The sequence below is a fragment of the Veillonella sp. KGMB01456 genome (genome assembly GCF_023051165.1).
Taxonomy (GTDB): domain Bacteria; phylum Bacillota; class Negativicutes; order Veillonellales; family Veillonellaceae; genus Veillonella_A.
Window position 1 is genome coordinate 1 of record NZ_JALKIG010000017.1, and the last position, 20,135, is coordinate 20,135.

A 20,135-nucleotide genomic window follows, 5' to 3' on the forward strand; every position below is an offset into this window, starting at 1 on the left:
CAATTTATTGGGATTAACTAAAAAAGCCACACACACTTTTTGTCCTATAAGCCTGCATATCTTATAACATTTTCATAAAAACACAAAAGCTGAGACAACAAATCGTTGCCTCAGCTTTTTTAGTTATATGGACTATCGATAAACCGATTCAAAACTTAGGGTTATAGGACAAAACTTATCGGAATATCATCACGGCTTCGCCCGTAGGCACAATAAATTGAATATCTTTGTAAGTCGGTTCAACGAGCCACTGACCGTTAATCGTCATAATCCCCCATTTACCGCCTACTTTTACGGCTGTATAATCGCCGATAAAATTAGAAACTTTCTGAATTTTGATATCCTTAGCTTCATATACGACCTGACCTGTTTTATCGATGATTTTATACCCTGTAAAACCATCACCTAAGAGTGAATCGCCCGTAACCCAAGCGTATCCTTCGGCACCGTAATAGGTATGTTTAGCACCCTTGGATAAACTAAATATTTCTGTACGAGCCGGCTCCATTTTATACACCCGCTTGTTATCTGCCGTCGTGGCCACGATATAGCTGTCATTCATAAAATCAATACCGTCGTAAATAAACGGCAATACATTCTTGTTCGTCAAATAGTTCAGTACGCCTCGTTTTTCCGTATGCTTATTCTTAAGTGCAATATACGAATCGGAAAGATTTATGCCTTCAAAGGTATAATCACCAAACGGAATTAGGAAGTTACCTTTTTTATCGACAACAGCCAACTGATTGTCGTTTTCGATAATAGTCCCAAATGGCATCATCGGATACACATAGTCAAGCTTGCTGTCTACCACGATACGGCCATCACGATCGATATAACCGCGCTTTACCTTATCCCGCGCCACTTCAACACCACCGAAGCCGAAAAAGCCGTCGTCATAATCGCCCCAGCCCAAATAACCGCCGTGACCATGACCGACGCCGATGCCGATACCGAGACCGCTGTCACCGCCGCCGAAAATACCGCCAATGGCAAGGCCGCCAAAGCCGCCAAATAAATTAAAGCCCGATGCTCGCCGTTCTATTTGTGCTAATCCATCATTATACGGCGATACATAATCGGCCGCCACCGTAAAGAGTTCACTGCCCGTGCCGTCAATGCCTACAATCTGGCCTTTTTCCGTTTTAACAAAAGCTCGGTCTTCGCTGAACGAAGCTACTACATCTTTATATTTCGGTGCGATTACAATTTGATCGCCTACATTTTTAAAACCATACCGTTTAGTACTTTCATCCTTGAACGGAAAATACAAATCGGAGGCATAGCCCTGGCGCTTAATCATAGGTGCATCCAATTTAACCCCTACGGCCGTTTTATCTTTTGGATTACTGAACACTAATTCATGGCCACGGTTAGCACTGTTTACCGTTTTATAGGCCGGTTGAACAACATATTCACCTTTTGAGTCCAAGAGACCATAGCCTTCCTTGGTTTGCACAATGGCAATGGCGCGATTTATCTCTTTAAGACCATTAGCATCATCCCCTTTTACAGCACTATCAGCCATGGCAACGCCGTCATGCTTCAAGGTTGGCCACAATTGACCGTTAGCTGCATAGGTTACTTCATCACTGAGTACTACTGTAGGGGGCAAATAATTTACCGTGTCGGTTATGGTCGCCTGACTTTGACCTTAACCTAAACAGAATGTACAAACGGCTGCTACCAGCCATGTTTTTGTTCGCTTTGAAACTTTCATATAACTACCTCCCAACAAACGTATTACACACTCACTTGTTAGTTACTCATATTATATACACTACAGAATGAGCGTGGTTAAGCCATTCTCACCCTTTTAGGTTGAGCAACGGTTGAGCAATAAGTAAATCCAAATAAACATAAGGGAACTAAATTTAATTGATATTCATAAGTATATCACTCTTCCGGCTCACCGTATAATCGAGTCATACCGGCTTTCGTAACAAGCCAAGTCCCTCCACTTTTTCGACACTCCACATCAATTATTAGACGTGGAGGTCTACCTTGTATGCCCGTGCATAAATGTTTTACACTAACCTGTGACAGTCCCCATACTTCGGCGGCTTCTTTGGTTGTCATGACATCCGTAAATTTCATACTATTTTCTCACCTCTTGTATAATAGCTATTATCCCCAGAATTAAGGCCAACCCGCCAAACCAATCCCAGCCATATTTATCCATAGATAAATAGACCGATACACTCAATAAAGCTAATACTACTGTTACACTTTTATTTTTCATAACTTCATGATAAGATATAGATGAGCTAGGGGCTTTCGCCCCTAACCCTTGGACAGTCCTTACTTTTTGAAAAGCGTTTTTATTGCTACGGCTATTAGCACTATCTTTTCAATTATTGTAAGGACTTTTTCTATATCGTCCATCATGTTTTTCGCCTCCTCTCTATGGTTTTATTATAACCTTATTCGGTTAAATCGTCGATTAAAATAAATAAAAAAAATGCCCGCAAAGCTAGATTTTTTCTAACCTTGCGGGCATTTTGCGTACATAACGTCGTACGCCACGAGATATTTGGATCACGCTACCTTTCTTACCACTGTGCCACCGTGTACATAACCGTAGCTCCCTTAATTTTCGTTCCGTCGAATTGAACTAAACCTTCTACTCGGCCTGCTTGGTATCCTACTGTCGGGTAGATTTTATCATTTAATACCGTTACACCGGTTTTAATTTTATGAGGTTTATCCAAACTAATCTTATATACATCGACGGTTTGTTTATCCTCATTAGCGACTACCACTGTTCTATCGCTTGGCGTAACGGCTACGACAGGCAACTCCGGAGATTTAGCTTCAATTGCTTTGGCCGTCTTTTCCGCGGCCTGTGTGACTGTTGGAGCCTTAACTATATAGGATATAACAGGTTTTGCTTTTGCTATTTCATGAACAACCGTATCAGCTTGTTTCGGAGTGATTTTAATATCTTTGGCCAATACCTCCGGTTTAGCCATAGTAGACTGTGGTACCACCTGTGGTACCACCTTTGGTACCGTCTCCTTCTGATTGCTATTCACATAGTAGCCTACACATACAATAATTAATACTACAGCGATAACTGCATATAAGACATAATGTAATCGCTTATTCTCCACCTAATCACCCCCAATCTAGTAACTTACACACTAATCGTTTAGTCAGTTTTATTCAGCCCAGTAATCGGTAATCCCGCGTGCAATTGCTCGCACCATTTTATCCAAATTAGTTTCCAATAATCGAAGATCATCCATGTTATCAATGAACGCTAATTCAACGAGGACTGCTACCGCATTTGTACCATTAAGCACCCATAAGCCATCCCGTTGCTTACTGCCGCGGTCTACCGTGTTAACTGACCGGATTATCTGAGACTGTATAAATCCGGCCAATCGTTGGCCATAAAAGGATTTATACAAAGTCTCGGTTCCTCGTGCAATTGTGTTAAATGCATTACAGTGCAACGAGATAAATATATCAGCTCCCCACGCATTACTAGTGGCACACACGTCCCCTAAATCGTCGGACTGTAATGCCTTAACTTCTATACCCGCGGCTTCTAAATAACCGGCAAGCATACGTCCGGCTTTAGCCGCTATATCGCATTCGCGAGTACCGGTAACCGGATTAACAGCACCTGGATCTGGAATACCTCCGGGTGCGTGACCCGGATTTACAAATACTTTCATAGCCTACCTCCTAAAACTTAACCTTGTTCTCAATCTTATCACGTACCAATTCCAAGAAACGCCCCATGCTTTTATTGCCACCGTCTCGAAGATTTTCAAGGATGCTAAGAAATTCGGATGAGCCCAAATACAGCCACACGAGATTAACGGCAAACGATTTTTCGCCTGCTAGCCAGTCAAATAGAAAAGCAGCCGCTGTGACTGTTACATAGGTAAGGACTTTATCACAAAATCCTTTTCGCATATATTCGCTTCTAATCAAATTCAGGTCAAATGCTGTCGGTATGGCTCGGTACTTTTCCCAGGCCGCAATATGTTCCGGATCGTAACCAAAATTATCGACAAGCATACGGTACGCCACACTAGCCCACTTGGTAACCAAATCAAGACCGACTAGCAATATAAATATCCCTAACACTTGTACGTGCTTAAGCCCGATTAACCAAATAGCTACTGCGGCGATAACAGATAAGGCACTTTTTACCCACCATGCGGCAATCAAGGATTCCCACATGTCCTGAAAATACTGTATAGATATCATTTACTGTCCTCCTTTTCCGCTTCGATTTCGGCATCACATTCCGCGATGGCGTCGATGTAGACGTTATATACACAATCTACATCTGGGCAGCGACCGTCTTCAGTAAGTTCAGCCGCGCAATATTCACAATATAATTTATCCTCCATGTTTAAACCTCCTTAATCTTCTGGATCATAGCAGCATTATTAGCCTGATATTGGTCACGCAATTGAGCAGCCAAAGTATCATTCCCCTGCAACAGGGCTGTCAACATACGGTCCTGCAGCGGTGCATTCGCCGCATCAGTTTCGGCCTTAATCGCTTGGATCTTAGCCTTGCGCTTTTCAGCTTCGGTAGGTACGTATGGAGTTGGAATAACAGGTTCTTCACCGCCCCAGACGTATTTACCATCAGCCAGCTTAGCCTGAATGCTAGCGTCTTCATCACGCAAGTAAATCTTGCCAGGATATTTCTTTTGAGCTTTCTCTTCAAGCTCTTTCCAGCTAAAACCGTGAACGTCCATCCAATAAGACGCTAAACGTTTACTCTCTCCGTTTTTGTCAGGCGTATCAAGTATAATTAAATATTGATTCATGACATTATCATTCCTTTCTTTTAAAACTGGAGGTATAAAAAATGAAGTTACCAAACAACTATGGCCAAATCTGTAAACTATCTGGCAATAGAAGAAGGCCTTTTATGGTAAGAAAAACAATCGGCTATGAAAACAAGGGCTGTGCCATTTACCATATTGTTGGTTATTATGCTAGTAAATCAGATGCATTAGATGCACTAGCAAAATTCAATAATACGGACATTCCCACGCCTACTATCACCCTTTCCAAAATTTATAAGTTATGGTTTCCCACTCATTCAAAGCATGTTAGCACTTCAACCTCTAATAGTTATATTAATAGTCTGAAACATTTAGGTGCAGTAGCTACATTACCTATTAATGCTATTAAATATAGACAATTACAGGATGTTATGGATAACATGCTTAATAATAACTTGTCTTATGCTAGCTTAAAAAAAGTTAGATCCTTATTACATCAGTTATATACCTTTGCCATAATTAACGAATGGACCGATAAAAATCTAGCTGAATATTTAATTATCGGCAAAAATACACCGGTTAGGCCACATAAGCCTTTTACCACTGCTCAAATCAATAAGTTATGGCGTTCTAGCAACCCTAACCGCATCATACCCTTGATTATGCTTTATACCGGTATGAGAAGTACTGAACTACGGCATTTAAAGCGTTCAGATATTAACATCAAGCAAAAATACTTTGACATTAAAACATCTAAGACTAAAGCCGGTATTAGAATCATTCCCATACATGAAAGACTATGGCCTATTATCCAAACCCTATTGAGCAATAACAATAAATACTTGCTTGGAGATACTATAATTACATATGCTCAGCTTTCTCGAAAATTTAAAGATGTAATGACTACGATAAAAGCCAATCATACCACTCATGACTGTAGGCATACATTTGCAACATTATTAGATAATGCCAATGCAAACTATAATGCTAAAAGGCGTTTGCTTGGTCATGCTGCTAATAATGTTACAGATGGTGTATATACCCACAAAGCCTTACCACAGCTGAGGAAAACTATAAGATTACTGAAATAATGTTTACAATATGTTCATTATTATGTCATTCTTAATTTCTTAATATTGCCATAGCATAAGCTTTTACTCATGCTTCTAATTTGTTTATTACTAAGACATTATCAATCCATTTCTTACTGTCTTTTATTATCACCTCCTTACCCAAGGTGGAGCAACCGGCCGACCGGCTAATAATGCAGCCACGGCAAACTTTGCGATAGCTTTTAATAATACGGATTATATTATTATTCCGGTTGGCGTTATTGACGCAAGCGACAGTAAATTCAGCTTAACTGTTAACGTTTTAAAAGACTATAAAACGGCTAATAGTTGTACATTCCGTACATCCGATGCTATCGCTCCGGCGTGCTATTATGTGGCTTTTAGCCGGCAGAATTAAACGCCAATAATTAATATGGATTGTTTAAATACCGGCAACCAACCAATTTACACCGCGTTCACCTTCTCCATTTTGGGTGTGTAAACCGATTTGCAAAGATGTAGTATCAGCGGTTGCTCCGGCTACAAATTGCCATGATGGATTAGCCCCCTGTGCCGGGTCGTCCCATGCAATCAGCGGCTTAAATGCTTTATTTGTAAAATTAATTGGGAATGGTATTGTCTTTACTTGCCGTTCAGGAATTATATTCCATCCACCTTGGATAATTAACCCTCCAAAGAGTCGCCCAAGGCTTATTGACCAAGCATTCGGATTATCAAAATTGTACTTAACTCCAAACTGTGACAATGTCTCCGAACCGATAGCATCCATAACACCTTTGATAAAATTTCGGTCTGTCAAAAACGACAATAAAGCCGATTTAACAAATGACGTACTCGCCGCTTGCGTATCATTAGAGCTAGATGATGCAGTAGGTACTCGTGGCGTACCGGTGAATGTCGGAGAGCTTAACGGAGCCTTAAGGGCTAATAAATTAGTAATAGTCGTTGCAAAATTAGGATCGTCACCTAATGCAGCCGCCAGCTTATCGAGAGTATCCAGTGTTCCCGGTGCCGAATTAATCAGCTTGGCTACTGCCGATGCGATCTCTCGGAACACGTACGCTGTAGATGCAATACGAGTCGAGTTATCTCCGGAACTCGCTGTTGTCGTATACGTCGCGTTAGTGGCCGATGTGGCACTGCCCGCGTGTGCGACATTATCAATCGTAATAGTCGTACTTGTATTATCGCCTTTAGTAATCTGGAATGTGGCATCATTTACACGAGTCACATTTTTAACAAAGTTATTAAAAATAACCTCGTGGGAAGATGTATCGGCATCATGATCCTCTAATTCCTCACGAGTAGCGTACTGCTGAGAGTTGAATTTAACGATTACATTAACTTGAGCATCAACCCCAAGGGCTATCGTTACACGTTTCTCGTTATATTGAGACGATGCCGGTGTGTAAGATGCATTCGATGCATACGTATAAGCGAATAAATATTCTTGCCCGTTCTGTCCTACTTTAGCGTATACGCCTAATTCGCGTACATAGAAGCCCGTTTTGATCTTAGAGTTATCATACACAGTCGTTAAATATAGCGTATCTTCTTCTCGACGCTTCTTAGTAACACCGCTCTCAATAACCTTGTGAATAAGGCCGGTAAATAATTCCTGCTGTGCGTCTTGTTGCTTGACGCCATCGCCCCACTCTACGCGGGTAAAATAAAGTGCTTTCTCTTCAGCAAGTGCCTGAGTTATCATCGCACGCCCTCGGATTGTAGGCACTATCGGATCATATTGACTCATGATTACCTCCTATAAATACATTGTCAAAAACACTAACCGAGCCGGCATAGGCTACCGGTGCCCTGCCCGTATCAATATCGCCATCGGCACCTTTTTCGATGGACAAAATATCAAATTCTGAGACCGCACCGGCATAAAAAAATTGCCCCTGCGTAAAAAACGCATGAGCAATTAAATATGTCAGATGAGCCGGTTTATAGAAATCCACGATAGCCCGTAATTCATCGAGGACTATCATCGTTTCCATGTCAATCCGGAACACGCCCGGAGCAACATTCTCGACGAGAGTAGCATCCTTGGTGAAAACTACAGAATCGATCAGGGACTGCATACGGTTATTTGTCACCGTATCGCGAGCACGGATTTTCCGCAATAGTGCGATACGTCTGTTTTCTATGGTGCCGGTAGACGGTAACGCATATACACGCTCCCAATCCGCTAGCCCCCAGGTTGCAGTCTCAACAAAAAACTGCTTAGCAATATCGATAACCTTTAATCGGTACTGTTCATGTTCATACGACAAAGTACCTTGCACCGCATTAAATGATTTGTCTTTTGCTAAGAACTTAGGCAAGTATCGCATAACATCGACTTTATACGTACGTAACAACTCAAATATCATTCAATACGCACCTCCCCGATTACGGGCAGTTCTTCATCTGAAAGGGCTACATTCGTCGCATTCCCGTTAAGCAATAACGCCGTATAATCTTCTACACCGGTAGTATGGAAGATAATATCGCCGATTTTAGCAATACTTACATAGCTAGTGGTTATGTTTTTGAAATAATCGACTACGGCGGCCTTGATACTATCCTTATCAGCAAATCCGTTAATTTTAACCGAAATGTCGATTACTTTTTTTGATGCGGATATAACCGTAATTTGAGCACCAATTGGTCGGACTGTTTCAATATAGTCGGTTACTCGCTTAATCAATTCAGCATTAGCCGTATCACGATTGGCATCAACGATAATAACCTTTACCGTATTCGGGCCATTCCAGGTTGGCAACACACTCGCAGAACCGACGCCCGGAACAGCTAACGCCCACTCCAGATAGTGCGATTTATTACCGGTAGTGCCTGGATTGCGAACATGGAGTAAATAACGAGCAAGGAGTGCCTTATCGGTTTCCCCGTCATAGCCACCATAGGTAGCCTCCGAATTAGTTACATCGCGTATGCCCGGAATTGACACGGATATAGTATTAATCGCACCGGCCGCCACGTTTCCGTTTGTCCCAGCTACCACAGCCTTTACTGGTATAGTAGCCGTAGTATTAACTGTTACAGATTCTTCAGTTTCAAACTGTATGCCGGTTTCAGTAGCGAATTGGCAGCCTTTAGGTATTTCGCCACTGCCGGATACAGTGACGGTACCCGTAGCCTTTACGGCCAATTTTCGAATAACACCGGCTTCCGCTGCACGAGCTGTCAGGAAATCTCCCCATGCTGTATCAGCGAAGGCAGCATTATATAATTGTTCCAGTTCAACTTCTACTTTTCCGAATTCAATCGAATTTGAAGAAAAAACATCATATTCGAAGGTCCCTTCAATATTACTAACCGGTAGTTCCGAATAGGATTGTAGTTCTTTTAAAATTTCGGCTTGGTCTCTCGCTTTATACATTTACGTTCACCTCTCCATATATAGTAGTTAATATGATGTCGGCCACCACAGTATCAGCATCAGTAGTGGTAAACTCAACAGAATCAATACTGAGGATATACGGGTTAACCATTAAACACTCAACGATAACACGTTTAAGTTCCAAGTACCGTTCTTTGACCTGCATTACCTTACCGATAAACGGTTTAACTTCAATGCCGTATTGCCACGAATAAGCCAGATACTGATAGCGTTCCGTCTGGAGCGCCTTGCCTACCCAAACCTTAATAGCGTCATTTTCGGTAACGATTTTTTGCTTTCCGTTAGAATCGTATTTGAAATTATCGGTGTCGAAGTCCCAATCAAATTCAACAAAAGTAGGTAGTTTTTTAGCTTCTTCAACAGGATTAAAGCCTGTCACAAATGGATAGGCATCACTCATACTAATCGCACCACCTTATCCTCAATCAAGTACAATTGGTCTTCTTGGCCACCGGGATTATAAACCGGAATAACGGATACTCGATCACCGGGCTTAAGTGTATCGGTGTAAATGATATTATCCGTGTACGGGTTATCAATATCGTGAGTATGGCTTGCAAATGCAGGCATACCACTGCCGCCCGCTCGTGGTTGAGTTTCCGACTTAATCACGCCCTTAGCAGTACGTTCGTACCCTACGAGCAAGTATTCACTGATGTACACATCTTCTTTTGTCAGAATGATGTCGTTAAGTTGTACCTTTATATCAGGTGGCGATGCTATCACAACACCTATCATAGTTTGTCGTGGCCTTGCATCTTGGGCAATCCCCGTTACCATATCAACAAGCTTAGCCGCCGATTGTGCGGCCGTAGGAATTTGTTCCGGCATTAGCTGCCTCCTTCCTTATTCTTATCAGGATCCTGTTCATCCATAAGATTTTCAAATTCGAGCTCGACCTTCATCGTATGTACGCCATCACTAAATGAATGATGGTCGGACTTAACCCAAAATTGACCGGTTAAATTAGCGATACTGTCGCTAATCTTAATCGAATACGAAGACTTGACCGCATAATCACCGAGTAATTCCAACACACCGGTTCGTTCAGGTCCTTTTAGTAATGCTTTTACAGCTTCTTGAGTATTCACCTTTGGATTCGTTTTATATACATCCTGAATCATGGAATACTTCTTAATATCATCCGTATTCTGCTGATAACCGACCAAGTTTCCTTGCTCATCAGTTATACGGACCGAGTTAACCATGTTTTCGATGCTTTCCCGGTAGGTACTGTTATTAGTATTCACATACTGACTAGCCTCGAACGACTCAATAAGGCTTCCTTTTTCAATGACGTCTAAGCTATCACCCTTCATAAGCATTTGGTACTTTTTACCGGTTGATTTGGATAGTTGAGTATAGGCCATCATAATTATCTGATAGCCTGTTTTTTCGGCCGCAATATAGCTTATTTTTTTATCCGTCTTGGGCAAGGTACCAACCTTTACCCCTAATTCAGCACATACGCCTTTTACAATATCCTCGGCCAATACATTAACAAATTTCTTAGTAGTTTTGGATTTACAAAGAATAAATAGATTGTCATAGCATCGAACGGAAACTAATGAATTTTCAGTATTGCGTTCCACTGAGTATATATTGCCCTGGAATTGTAACTGTCCATCTTCGTCGTAACCATAAATCGTTTGGCCACAATCCAAAGAATGGACGGGAATCAACGCATCCCGCCCATCTTGAACATATGAAAATTCCAAAACTCTAGCCACTTGAATACGTGAGCCGCTCCATTCTACTTTCTGAACTACGGTCGACATATCCACATCGGCGCCAGTGTCGCTAGATTTATATTTAATAATCATAACTACACCTTCAACTTTCGGATCTTCGTTACGTTATTAATGACTAACCCCGTCAAATTATTGCTTTCAACTACACGTCGCCAGTGCTTATAATCACCATAAGCTTTTTTGGCCACGTCCAAAACATCCGCCGCTTTACTAACCATAGTAGCCGTCGTTGCATTAACCTCGCCTGGTCTAGTGCGCAATCCGGTAGCCGCTTCGATTTGATTACTGTTGTTGGCCAACGGTGTGTTTAAATCTTTATGTTCGGTTAAGCTTAGACTGTAATAAATATCGCCACTACCATCACGTTTATCGCAATCAAAAGAACCAATACCGACCGCTAAATTAACATCAAGTCCTGTGATAATAATTCGTACCGGAAGTCGTAGTTCTTTCCACTTTTTAATAAGAGCCATACATTCGGCAGGCTCTTTATTTTCTCCAACAACAAAAGGATACTCCCGTCGAGGATTAGGGAAAAATGAGCTAAAGGAAATAGTTTGTAGCTTAGGCATTCCAAACACTAAGATTTCGCCCACCTGTGTAACGTTCATTACTTTGTTGTTTTGGCCGTCCGTTAAATTAATTTTGCTAGGCGTAACCGGCAGAACAAACCGTTCGCCCTGACAAGATAACACGACAGTTTCTCGTTCACGGCTAGCCCTTAATAGCGCTATAGATAGCATATTTAATATGGATCCTAATCCTGCCATTAATACGCACCTCCATAGTTAGCCTTACTTTGTTCAAATAAACTTACAATCTTATAGGCGATTTTATCGATATCGGCTTCTTCTCGTACCACAAAGGTATTACCGGAGATTGACACACTTGTACTTCCTGATTGACTAACAGGTGTAGGAGCGTTCACCGTAATATTTGGTGAACTACCTAAGTTGGCCAACTCTTTTTGAAGCAATTGAACCGTAGTCGCATGTGGATAGATTCGAGACTTATTCGGCAACTCGATTAACTCGCCACCACGTTCGTTAATTTCAGTCCAACCACCTCGGAACGAAGTAGTACCGGTAGCATTATGGTCTGCACCGCCCCTAGGATTCCAACCCGTGATACTAGAACCGCGGTCTCTCCATTCAGCTACTTTATTGCTTAAAGGTGTCCAAATATTTTCATCGAACCAGCTTGTCACACCGGACCAACCCCTTTTAATAATATCGATACCGCCATTTATCCCGGATGCAATAATCGAACCGGCTGTTTCAGCCGCACTGGATATTGGTTGCCAAACATTGCCGTCAAACCAATTCGCAACAGGTTCCCAATAAACCTTTACACCATCCCAAGCCGCGCCGGCATATCCGCTAATAGTGTCCCATGTGGCACTGGCGGCATCGCTAATAGGTGTCCACACATTATCGTTTACCCATTGCACCCCAGCATCCCAATAAGGGCTTATTCCTTCCCACAGGGTAGCTCCAATACCGACAATTACGTTAATAGTATCAATAAAACCATCAGTTAACGGTTGAGCAAAATCTTTGATGCTTTCGAATCCATTATTGAGCGATGTTTTCATTGCTTCCCAATCGATATTAGCAAGCCAATCACCTACTGCATCGCCGCCTATGAATCCGAGGGCACCGCCTAACAATCCACCGATAGCGGCTCCAGGTGCGGCACCTACACCGCCAAACAAGCTACCGATAGCGCCACCGGCCATTGCTCCGACTTTACCACCGGCCCACATACCGGCCAGACCACCGGCACCTTTTACCGTGGCTTTGGCTTTGTCATCTGCTGTAGCAATATTATAAGCAGTAGCCCCTATAGCAACGGCAGCTCCGCCACGTTGTAGCCACTTACCTCCATTACCGCCCATGAATTTCATGAACTTTTGCCAAGGACCCATAGCCGCCGCTCCTTTCGCGGCGCCTCCAGATGCACCGGGCTGTTGTAATCCCGGTAAGCCACCCTTGACTATTACGTTAGTTGCATTAACCGTCATGGTATCCATATCGGCATCAGCTCCACCCCCTAAACCGCCCGGAGCAGAACCCCTTCCACCGAAGAGATTTCTAATACCTTTGTAACCTTTATACGCACCGTAGCCAATACCTGCTAACGCTCCGATAGCTAATATAGAGCCCTCACCATCTAGTTTAGTCGCTTTTTTAACTAAATCTTCAAACGCTTCACCAACGGTTTTAAGCACAGCTTTAATTGACAAGCCGTTCTTCTCGACATCTTCGCTAAAATGAGATAAGAGTTTATCCACTTCTTTAACGAAAGAGCGTATACCTTCAATGTTATCGCCCTTCATCAAGTTCATGACAAAGCTATCCCAGTCACCACCGAGGGCTTCTAAGTCACCAAATAAGTTATCCTGGCGTCTATCGGCCATTCGTTTAGCGGCTCCATTGGCATTGTCGATAGCTTCAGTCAGTGTTTTATATTTTTCCGGCGCCGCGTTAACAATAGCTAACAAGCCGGACATACCTTCCTGACCGGATAACATGGATGCATATTGCGCTTGTTGGTCCTTGCTCAATCCGGCGAAGCCTTTTCGTAAGTCATCTAGTACCGTACGGAACGGTTTAATGTTTCCGGATGCATCGGTAAGTGACACGCCCAATTTAGCCATCGCCTCCGCAGATTGCTTTGTAGGCGAGGCCATGCGTGTTAATAAACTACGTAATGCGGTACCGGCTTGTTCACCTTTAATACCGGAATCGGCCATAGTACCAATCGCAATAGACGCATCTTCAATCGTATATCCCAAGGCACCGGCAAGCGGAGCGACATACTTAAATGTGTAGCCCATTTTGGCTACGTCCGTATTTGACTTAGTCGCTGTAGCAGCTAATACGTCAGCAAAATGTCCGGCTTGTTCCGCTTTCAGCCCAAACGCACTCATAGAATCTGTAACAATATCCGAAACAAGACCTAAATCTTCATTACTAGCAGCCGCTAGATACATAGTACCTTCTAAGCCGCTCAGCATTTCCTGCGTATTCCAGCCGGCCATACCCATATACATTAATGCATCCGCTGCTTCTTTAGCACTAAACTTTGTATCGGCACCCATCTGCATGGCTTTTTTAGTTAATGCTTCAAAATCTTCACCGACAGCACCACTAATCGCCCCTACGGCCGACATCTGCTGTTCAAATTCGCCGTATTGCTTGATACTCTCATAGGCGCCAAAACCAATACCGGCTGTTCCTAACATGCCTGCAGATGTGCCCCTTAACATACCGGAGCCGATTCCGGTAAGCGATTGTTTGATTTTATTAATTCCTTGATTCTGACGGATATTAACCGTGGCCGTATACACTTTACCACGAATACTTTCGAGCTGTGATTTAACCCTATTTACTACGCTAGTAGCCTTATCTTTAACCCCTAATGTGACGTTATAACTACCGCTTTTCAGGCCGCTAAGTTTTGTTTTAAGGTTGGTAGTCTTAGTTGTTAAATCTTTTACCGCACTACCGGCTTTTGAGGTAGCACTGTTTACGCCATTCAAACTCAGTCGATTGGCGGTTTCCTCTAACTGCTTAAGACCATTTTTAGCTTTTTTAGCTGTAATGGTCATATTATCCTTCAGCTCTATCGATGCGGATAATTTTACGTCATCGGCCATTTGCTACCCCCTTTCGCCTGTAATTGCATTTGTGCCTTTATTACTTCGAGCTTATATTTTTCTTCTAGCTTCATTGCCTCATAACAAAATATCCGCTCTAACAACGGTAAACTGAAAAAATAGGATAGAGGATGACCTTTTAATAAAAGATAGGCGGCCGTAGCCGCCTCCCAGTCATCCTCAATTAGTTTTTTACAGTTTCGTGCACCTTAGTTTCGATGTTCACACCAAAGCCCGCTGTTTTCATAATAGCCTTAGAGATAGCATACACTTCGCCGGCATCAAATAACTTGCCTACAATATCAAACGGAGATGCGCAATTATAGGCTTCTAACAATGCCGTGTCCTTTAAATTTGGTTCAACTACGCTATTAATGATGAGATATTCATCACTAGCGTCCGTCAATTCCATAGCTTCGGTAGCCAATGTGTCGGATGGTTTTGCAACGGTAATGACACCGATAGAAGTAGTTAAGTCGTATAATTCTTTTTTCTTATTAGATAACGCTTCTTTTTTTGCAATTAAATCTTTAACGCTAATAGCCATATTGTGAGCCTCCTATTCAATCGTTTCAATAAATGTAGCATCTTCAGGGGTAAAGCCAAAGGTAAATTCCTTTTCAACGACTTTCCCTTTTTCAAAGGCTAATAAAGTGAGTTCGTTAAACCACACGTTATCAACCGATACACGTTCCGCCTGACCGTCTACTGCATCCGGATCATCAATATCTGCTACTAAAGTGGAACGTGGGTCTGTACCGGCTTTCCATGCTTCGAGCATTTTATTGAGATTGCGGTTAATTACGCTTTTAATCGTAAAGTTACCTTCACCGGCAAGCACTACGATTTTACTGTCTTTGCTGTTACCAACAATTACATCTTCACGTTCAGCAGTTACTTTACATTCATACTTGGCAATTTCGAAAATTAATTCGCCGTCCCACCATAAATGACCATGCGAGCCATTCCAACGGCGGCGACCACGGTATTTTACATCTTCTTTATTTCTGCTCATGTGCTACTCCTTTCCATCCATTACATCGTAAAGACGATTTGTAAATTTTCCATCGCATCTACAAACTTAACATCACCAACTAACGCCAATGTGTCACCGGTATTGTAGCGACGGATGTCCATAGCAGACATTTTAGTAACATCTTCACCTTGTAATTTTGCGTAATTACGTTGCCATTCTTCATTGATGTCAATAGTATTGTTGCCGTTTGGATCCAAAACGTTACCTTTAAGATTGTTGTAATATACTTCAACAGCCGCACAGAACAACATCTTATTTTCATAGAAGTTAAGGTACGCTCCGGTATATCCACCTTTGAAAGTATCGCGAATATCATCTTTAACCATATGCACGCCTTCCACAATCTTAATTTTGCGGAATTCCTTGCCTTTTTCTTTGGTATAAGAAGTAAACGAGTTAACCGCACGACCAATCTTTACGCCGTTACCGTCTTCCTCATCAAACAAAATCAATTCGCCCTTCTTAACAGCTTCATCCGGATCTTCATATTGTTCGACAGATGCAACTTCCGGCAAACGATAATATGTAGCACTGCGGTCGAGTGAAAGACCTGCTAAAATACCGGCAATACGTGCTGTATACGCAGTAGCGTCGTAAGTCGTATATTCCGGATTGTTCTTGGCATCCATGCCCGTTTGAACGTTAATCGCGTCCGTCGTGAAGTTAATGATGCATTCATGGTCACCCTTGTTATTGGCCAATACAGCCTTATAGGTTTTATCCTTGTTTTCAGACATAGCCTTTACCCAAGTGGCAATATCTGTATGCTCTTGGAAGGTACTGTCCGGCGCACAAATATAGTTCCACTTAATGTGTCCAAGTTTTTTCAACGTATCGGCCAATGTAATCTTTGCGTTTTCAACCGTGCTGTCCGGAATGGTATACAATAAGATTTTTGCCGGAGTGCCTTTTAGGCACATTTTAATTAACGCAATACTTTTTTCGGACAATCCGGTTTCGGGAATATCTGTTATGTCATTGATACGATAAAAGTTTTGTACGTCTTTAGTTTCATTGTGTAAAATCATAGCTACAATACCACGCGCCGAACGGGCAATGGCAGTCGCTGCCTTAGTCTTAAAATCAATTAAGACCCAAGGTAACCCATAGTTAGTCTCATTTGTTGTTGCAGAAGGTCTAGCCATACTATTCTCCTTTTCTGTTTACCTCAATATCCAATTCCAAGTTCTGCATCAATTCGTACTCTTCTTCCGGCGTAAACGAATCCGTAAAGTCGAGATTAAAAATATAATGCAGCACCTCGTCAACGATGGTCTGTTCCGCCTTCAAAACGGTAATAGCCCGGTCCTCGACATAAAAAATAGGCCTGATGAGTTCTTCTAACTCATCGGCCTTTTCATATAATTCGGACCGCTTAATTCGCCCTAGCGAATCTTCCAACGGTCTAAACGCAATATCAATTTGTAAATACCTGTCGAAATAGATGCGGTCGAACGTATGCGATACCACATTCATTTCAATGTAGAAATAGCTTTTAGTGGATTTTTCAATATCATCAAAGAACACCTTATAATCAGGGTATTTCTTTTTAAGTAACCCCAGTAAAGCCTGTTGTATTGTCCGTAATCTAATCATGTATTATATTCTCCAAAATAGCCTTCGTGTTTTCTTCAAAGTTCTTTTTGTGAGTCAAAATAGCACGATGGAGCATTTTACGTCCCTTCACAAAACCACCATTTCGTGTGCGATGGCCATACTCAACGTGTGCCGCATATTCCGTATTGTTATATACTTCACACTTGCTTTGAGCCGCTCGACTACGGCGCCAGCTACCTTGTAACCGTCCTGTGTCTTTAGGCGTGTTTTTAACCGCTTCACTGCGTAATATTTCACCCTGCTGTGCGACAAAGCGATTGAGTTTGACCTGTGAATTCGCTATTTTATCAAGCCGTTTATACAGCTCTTCAAAGCCTGTAATCTTCATTCACGCCTCCGTTTTAGCATATACCGATATTTCCTGATGCGTCATATACTTGAACGCTTGCGTCGCCCAAAACGTAAACGTCTGACCTTTGTGCTTAACAATTAATTTGTCATTAGCCAGAATCGTGTAGTCCGGTGCTAAACATAACCGTAAATCGGCCGTTACGAACGTTACGCTATTGGTTGGAGTATTATCGAGGGTATTCTTCCCGGCTTGCCCTAGTTTACACGGTATATCCGCATATACTACGGTTTCGGTAAAAATATCCGCTCCAATATCGTCAACCGCTTCTACTTGCCTAACTACTGTAACACGATCATTACGCATATATCGTTCCAATATGCCCTGATAGTTAACCATTGCGCACCAACTTTCGATACAAGTTCAGTTTCGGCCGTATTTTACCAAACAGCTGATTACTTAATAAATCAGTAGTATCCGCATCCGCAACAGCAAACTCAAACCGTGTGTCATTTTCTTCAAGAGCCTTAAGTGGGCCCGTACCCATATGTTCCGGCTCTGTTATAAAATGCATGGCTATCAGATTAGCCACTGTAAGTACGAGAGTCGTTGGAAAATCGTCTCGGTGGCAATAATCGACAATATCGTATACAAACTGCTCAATTTGTAACTGCTGTAAAGGCGTTATATCCTCCACATCAGCGCTAATTTTAACTTTATCGACGATTTGTTCAATCGCCGTTTCAACACTAATATACGTTACCAATGTATCACCTCATTTTGGGCATGAAAAAACCGCCTACATAATGTAAGCGGTTTAAGCTATGTATTTTCTGAGTCTTTTATCATAAGCGGCATACGACTTTAAGAAATATTTGCAAGCCTCTTCTTCTGATAAAAACTCAATTCGGTCTACTTCTTTATTTCGCTCCAAGGCTAAATATACAAATTTATTACCTTCTTTGATTAAGCATAGAGGCGTTTCACTCAGTGGTTTTTGTAACGACCCGATAGCATAATCGTATGTCCAAATATTCTCTTTTTCCATAATTTTAGCTAAGTCATTCATCTTCATAAATTTCCTCCAGGAATTCGCCTAGTAAGTTCTTAACCCTATCCGGTAATCGGTATTGTATTCCCAGCCCTTTTTCGCCAAACCACGGTGCAATTAGCCCTTCTTCTACATTATCCAATAACTTAATAACTCTATACCGATGATAATTAGATGCATTCACATCAACCGTTCTGGGTAACGCTCTTGCTGTAAAATCTATATCCCCAAGGCTGACATATGAGCCCGTATCGCGACCATACCTTGTTAATACTTCCGTGCCGGGTTTTAGTGTAATAATTCTAACATCTCCTATCGCACCATTGTTTGGCGGATATATAGGAGCACCATTATCGTCATAAAATCGTTCTACACCTTCCTTAACTTTATTATAAGGCTGATTTCCTTCCGCGGCAAGTTTTGCAATAAATTCTACTGTCGGAGGTAAGTAATTTTTCTCCATGCCATACTCTTTATCACCTTCGATAAAAACTCGTTTATAGTCTTCATATGGCATAGTCTTAAACAGAGTTAACTTACCTTTATCCTTAGCCGGGTCGTACCCAGTTAACGTTCCGGCTATCGTACTACGGCAATTGGCGTGTAATGGTGGTAAATTTTCCCCTGGAATAGCATCGGCCACTTTGTACACTTCATTGTTATGGTCCTTACAAACACGAGAAGTACGACTGTCCATGACAGCGATGAACTGATAATACGGCATATCTGCATCCCGAATACTATCAAGATTGGCCTGATTATTTACGTAGTTCATCTCGGTACGCACCAAGCGTTCGGCTTCTTTTCTACCGGATTCCATGACCTGTTGTACGTGTTTGGCCATCTTAGTATTGCTTATTCCACGGTGCACACCGTTGGTAACTTCACGCTTAATTACTTTGGCCAACTTCTCGGTATTTCCCCATAGCCGTGTACTGTAATTCTTACCGCTCCACGGATTAGCTAACACCTTGGCAATATCATCCTTGCTCACTAAATTACGTGGTACGCCTATGCCGGCAACTCCTAAATCGTAGCGTGCGTGGTAATAATTGTCCTCGTAAGCCCTTGTTAAAAACTCGGTCATCTTATCATCGACAATAATTCCCATCGACAGCAACTCTTTAATCGTGTCACCATATAGCTTATCGAGCCGGGATATACGACTACGCATGGCCAATACATTAAGCTCTCGCAGCAATTCTTTACTACCGGTAGCTTCTATTTGTTTTATATACTCGGCAATATCCATACGCCACGCTCTGAATTCGGGTCCAGTAATTAGCTTTTGGGCTTCGGCAATACTCATTGCATTGTCCTGACTGAACCGGCCATATAGAGCGTTTATTTCATTTTGAATACGTTGCAAGGAACGGGCGTATTGTTCCGCCAGCTCGCGTTCAATTGTCTCTTGACTAATCTGAGTCCATTCGGCCTCCCGTTCCCGGCTACGTTGTTCCCAATACGAATCCTGTCCCATACAACACCTCTA

The 20,135-nt window shown here is 42.2% G+C and carries 25 protein-coding genes; 1 reads left to right on the forward strand and 24 read right to left on the reverse strand.

Annotation, left to right across the window (positions count from 1 at the left end):
* Nucleotides 1-175: 175 nt before the first annotated feature.
* The 7 genes from MXE28_RS06315 to MXE28_RS06345 all read right to left on the reverse strand — a co-directional run bounded on the left by MXE28_RS06315 (nt 176) and on the right by MXE28_RS06345 (nt 4,798).
* Nucleotides 176-1,615: a WG repeat-containing protein gene (locus MXE28_RS06315; protein ID WP_247239961.1), complete on the reverse strand. Its 1,440-nt coding sequence runs from the start codon at nt 1,613-1,615 to the stop codon at nt 176-178.
* Between the two features lie 281 nt (nt 1,616-1,896).
* Nucleotides 1,897-2,097: a helix-turn-helix domain-containing protein gene (locus tag MXE28_RS06320; protein WP_021841324.1), complete on the reverse strand. Its 201-nt coding sequence runs from the start codon at nt 2,095-2,097 to the stop codon at nt 1,897-1,899.
* Nucleotides 2,098-2,552: 455 nt separating this feature from the next.
* Nucleotides 2,553-3,113: a hypothetical protein gene (locus MXE28_RS06325; RefSeq protein WP_247239962.1), complete on the reverse strand. Its 561-nt coding sequence runs from the start codon at nt 3,111-3,113 to the stop codon at nt 2,553-2,555.
* Nucleotides 3,114-3,161: 48 nt separating this feature from the next.
* On the reverse strand, nt 3,162-3,683 hold the full coding sequence (locus tag MXE28_RS06330; protein ID WP_021841326.1) for an N-acetylmuramoyl-L-alanine amidase: 522 nt from the start codon (nt 3,681-3,683) through the stop codon (nt 3,162-3,164).
* A 10-nt stretch (nt 3,684-3,693) separates the two neighbouring features.
* Nucleotides 3,694-4,224, reverse strand: coding sequence for a phage holin family protein (locus tag MXE28_RS06335; protein ID WP_021841327.1), 531 nt, complete (start codon nt 4,222-4,224; stop codon nt 3,694-3,696).
* Entirely contained in the window at nt 4,221-4,370 is a 150-nt protein-coding gene (locus MXE28_RS06340; RefSeq protein ID WP_021841328.1) for a hypothetical protein, read from the reverse strand. The genes MXE28_RS06335 and MXE28_RS06340 overlap by 4 nt, the downstream gene beginning before the upstream one ends.
* A 2-nt stretch (nt 4,371-4,372) precedes the next feature.
* The gene (locus MXE28_RS06345) at nt 4,373-4,798 is read right to left on the reverse strand and encodes a hypothetical protein (protein WP_156704295.1); all 426 of its coding nucleotides are present in this window, start codon (nt 4,796-4,798) and stop codon (nt 4,373-4,375) included.
* 41 nt (nt 4,799-4,839) lie between these two features.
* Here MXE28_RS06345 and MXE28_RS06350 point away from each other — a divergent pair, with 41 nt between their 5' ends.
* Complete coding sequence (locus tag MXE28_RS06350; protein ID WP_156704293.1) at nt 4,840-5,850, forward strand: tyrosine-type recombinase/integrase; 1,011 nt, start codon at nt 4,840-4,842, stop codon at nt 5,848-5,850.
* Nucleotides 5,851-6,253: 403 nt separating this feature from the next.
* On the opposite strand, the gene MXE28_RS06355 is transcribed toward MXE28_RS06350, so the two are convergent.
* From MXE28_RS06355 to MXE28_RS06435, 17 genes are all read right to left on the reverse strand, one after another.
* Nucleotides 6,254-7,585: a hypothetical protein gene (locus MXE28_RS06355; protein ID WP_247239963.1), complete on the reverse strand. Its 1,332-nt coding sequence runs from the start codon at nt 7,583-7,585 to the stop codon at nt 6,254-6,256.
* Complete coding sequence (locus tag MXE28_RS06360; RefSeq protein ID WP_247239964.1) at nt 7,572-8,207, reverse strand: putative phage tail protein; 636 nt, start codon at nt 8,205-8,207, stop codon at nt 7,572-7,574. Before MXE28_RS06360 ends, MXE28_RS06355 begins: the two co-directional genes overlap by 14 nt.
* Nucleotides 8,204-9,217 carry a baseplate J/gp47 family protein gene (locus tag MXE28_RS06365; RefSeq protein WP_021841333.1) on the reverse strand — a complete coding sequence of 338 codons (1,014 nt, stop codon included), beginning with the start codon at nt 9,215-9,217 and terminating at the stop codon, nt 8,204-8,206. Before MXE28_RS06365 ends, MXE28_RS06360 begins: the two co-directional genes overlap by 4 nt.
* Nucleotides 9,210-9,638, reverse strand: coding sequence for a DUF2634 domain-containing protein (locus MXE28_RS06370; protein ID WP_021841334.1), 429 nt, complete (start codon nt 9,636-9,638; stop codon nt 9,210-9,212). Before MXE28_RS06370 ends, MXE28_RS06365 begins: the two co-directional genes overlap by 8 nt.
* Nucleotides 9,635-10,069, reverse strand: coding sequence for a DUF2577 family protein (locus MXE28_RS06375; protein ID WP_021841335.1), 435 nt, complete (start codon nt 10,067-10,069; stop codon nt 9,635-9,637). The genes MXE28_RS06370 and MXE28_RS06375 overlap by 4 nt, the downstream gene beginning before the upstream one ends.
* Nucleotides 10,069-11,061, reverse strand: a complete 993-nt coding sequence (locus MXE28_RS06380; protein WP_247239965.1) for a hypothetical protein — start codon at nt 11,059-11,061, stop codon at nt 10,069-10,071. The genes MXE28_RS06375 and MXE28_RS06380 overlap by 1 nt, the downstream gene beginning before the upstream one ends.
* A gap of 2 nt (nt 11,062-11,063) precedes the next feature.
* Nucleotides 11,064-11,684, reverse strand: a complete 621-nt coding sequence (locus MXE28_RS06385) for a hypothetical protein (RefSeq protein WP_247239966.1) — start codon at nt 11,682-11,684, stop codon at nt 11,064-11,066.
* Between the two features lie 74 nt (nt 11,685-11,758).
* Nucleotides 11,759-14,650: a phage tail tape measure protein gene (locus MXE28_RS06390; RefSeq protein ID WP_247239967.1), complete on the reverse strand. Its 2,892-nt coding sequence runs from the start codon at nt 14,648-14,650 to the stop codon at nt 11,759-11,761.
* 184 nt (nt 14,651-14,834) lie between these two features.
* Nucleotides 14,835-15,197: a hypothetical protein gene (locus tag MXE28_RS06395; RefSeq protein WP_247239968.1), complete on the reverse strand. Its 363-nt coding sequence runs from the start codon at nt 15,195-15,197 to the stop codon at nt 14,835-14,837.
* A 12-nt stretch (nt 15,198-15,209) separates the two neighbouring features.
* The gene (locus MXE28_RS06400) at nt 15,210-15,665 is read right to left on the reverse strand and encodes a phage tail tube protein (RefSeq protein WP_021841340.1); all 456 of its coding nucleotides are present in this window, start codon (nt 15,663-15,665) and stop codon (nt 15,210-15,212) included.
* A gap of 20 nt (nt 15,666-15,685) precedes the next feature.
* Nucleotides 15,686-16,831 carry a phage tail sheath subtilisin-like domain-containing protein gene (locus MXE28_RS06405; protein WP_247239969.1) on the reverse strand — a complete coding sequence of 382 codons (1,146 nt, stop codon included), beginning with the start codon at nt 16,829-16,831 and terminating at the stop codon, nt 15,686-15,688.
* A gap of 1 nt (nt 16,832) precedes the next feature.
* On the reverse strand, nt 16,833-17,282 hold the full coding sequence (locus tag MXE28_RS06410; RefSeq protein WP_021841342.1) for a DUF6838 family protein: 450 nt from the start codon (nt 17,280-17,282) through the stop codon (nt 16,833-16,835).
* Nucleotides 17,275-17,631 carry an HK97 gp10 family phage protein gene (locus tag MXE28_RS06415; protein WP_021841343.1) on the reverse strand — a complete coding sequence of 119 codons (357 nt, stop codon included), beginning with the start codon at nt 17,629-17,631 and terminating at the stop codon, nt 17,275-17,277. The genes MXE28_RS06410 and MXE28_RS06415 overlap by 8 nt, the downstream gene beginning before the upstream one ends.
* Nucleotides 17,632-17,991, reverse strand: coding sequence for a hypothetical protein (locus tag MXE28_RS06420; protein ID WP_156704280.1), 360 nt, complete (start codon nt 17,989-17,991; stop codon nt 17,632-17,634).
* Complete coding sequence (locus MXE28_RS06425; RefSeq protein ID WP_247239970.1) at nt 17,984-18,358, reverse strand: hypothetical protein; 375 nt, start codon at nt 18,356-18,358, stop codon at nt 17,984-17,986. The genes MXE28_RS06420 and MXE28_RS06425 overlap by 8 nt, the downstream gene beginning before the upstream one ends.
* Nucleotides 18,359-18,409: 51 nt before the next feature.
* Nucleotides 18,410-18,667 (reverse strand): hypothetical protein, encoded by a 258-nt coding sequence (locus MXE28_RS06430; protein WP_247239971.1) that lies wholly within the window; start codon nt 18,665-18,667, stop codon nt 18,410-18,412.
* Nucleotides 18,654-20,123 (reverse strand): minor capsid protein, encoded by a 1,470-nt coding sequence (locus MXE28_RS06435; protein ID WP_247239972.1) that lies wholly within the window; start codon nt 20,121-20,123, stop codon nt 18,654-18,656. The genes MXE28_RS06430 and MXE28_RS06435 overlap by 14 nt, the downstream gene beginning before the upstream one ends.
* Nucleotides 20,124-20,135: the final 12 nt, after the last annotated feature.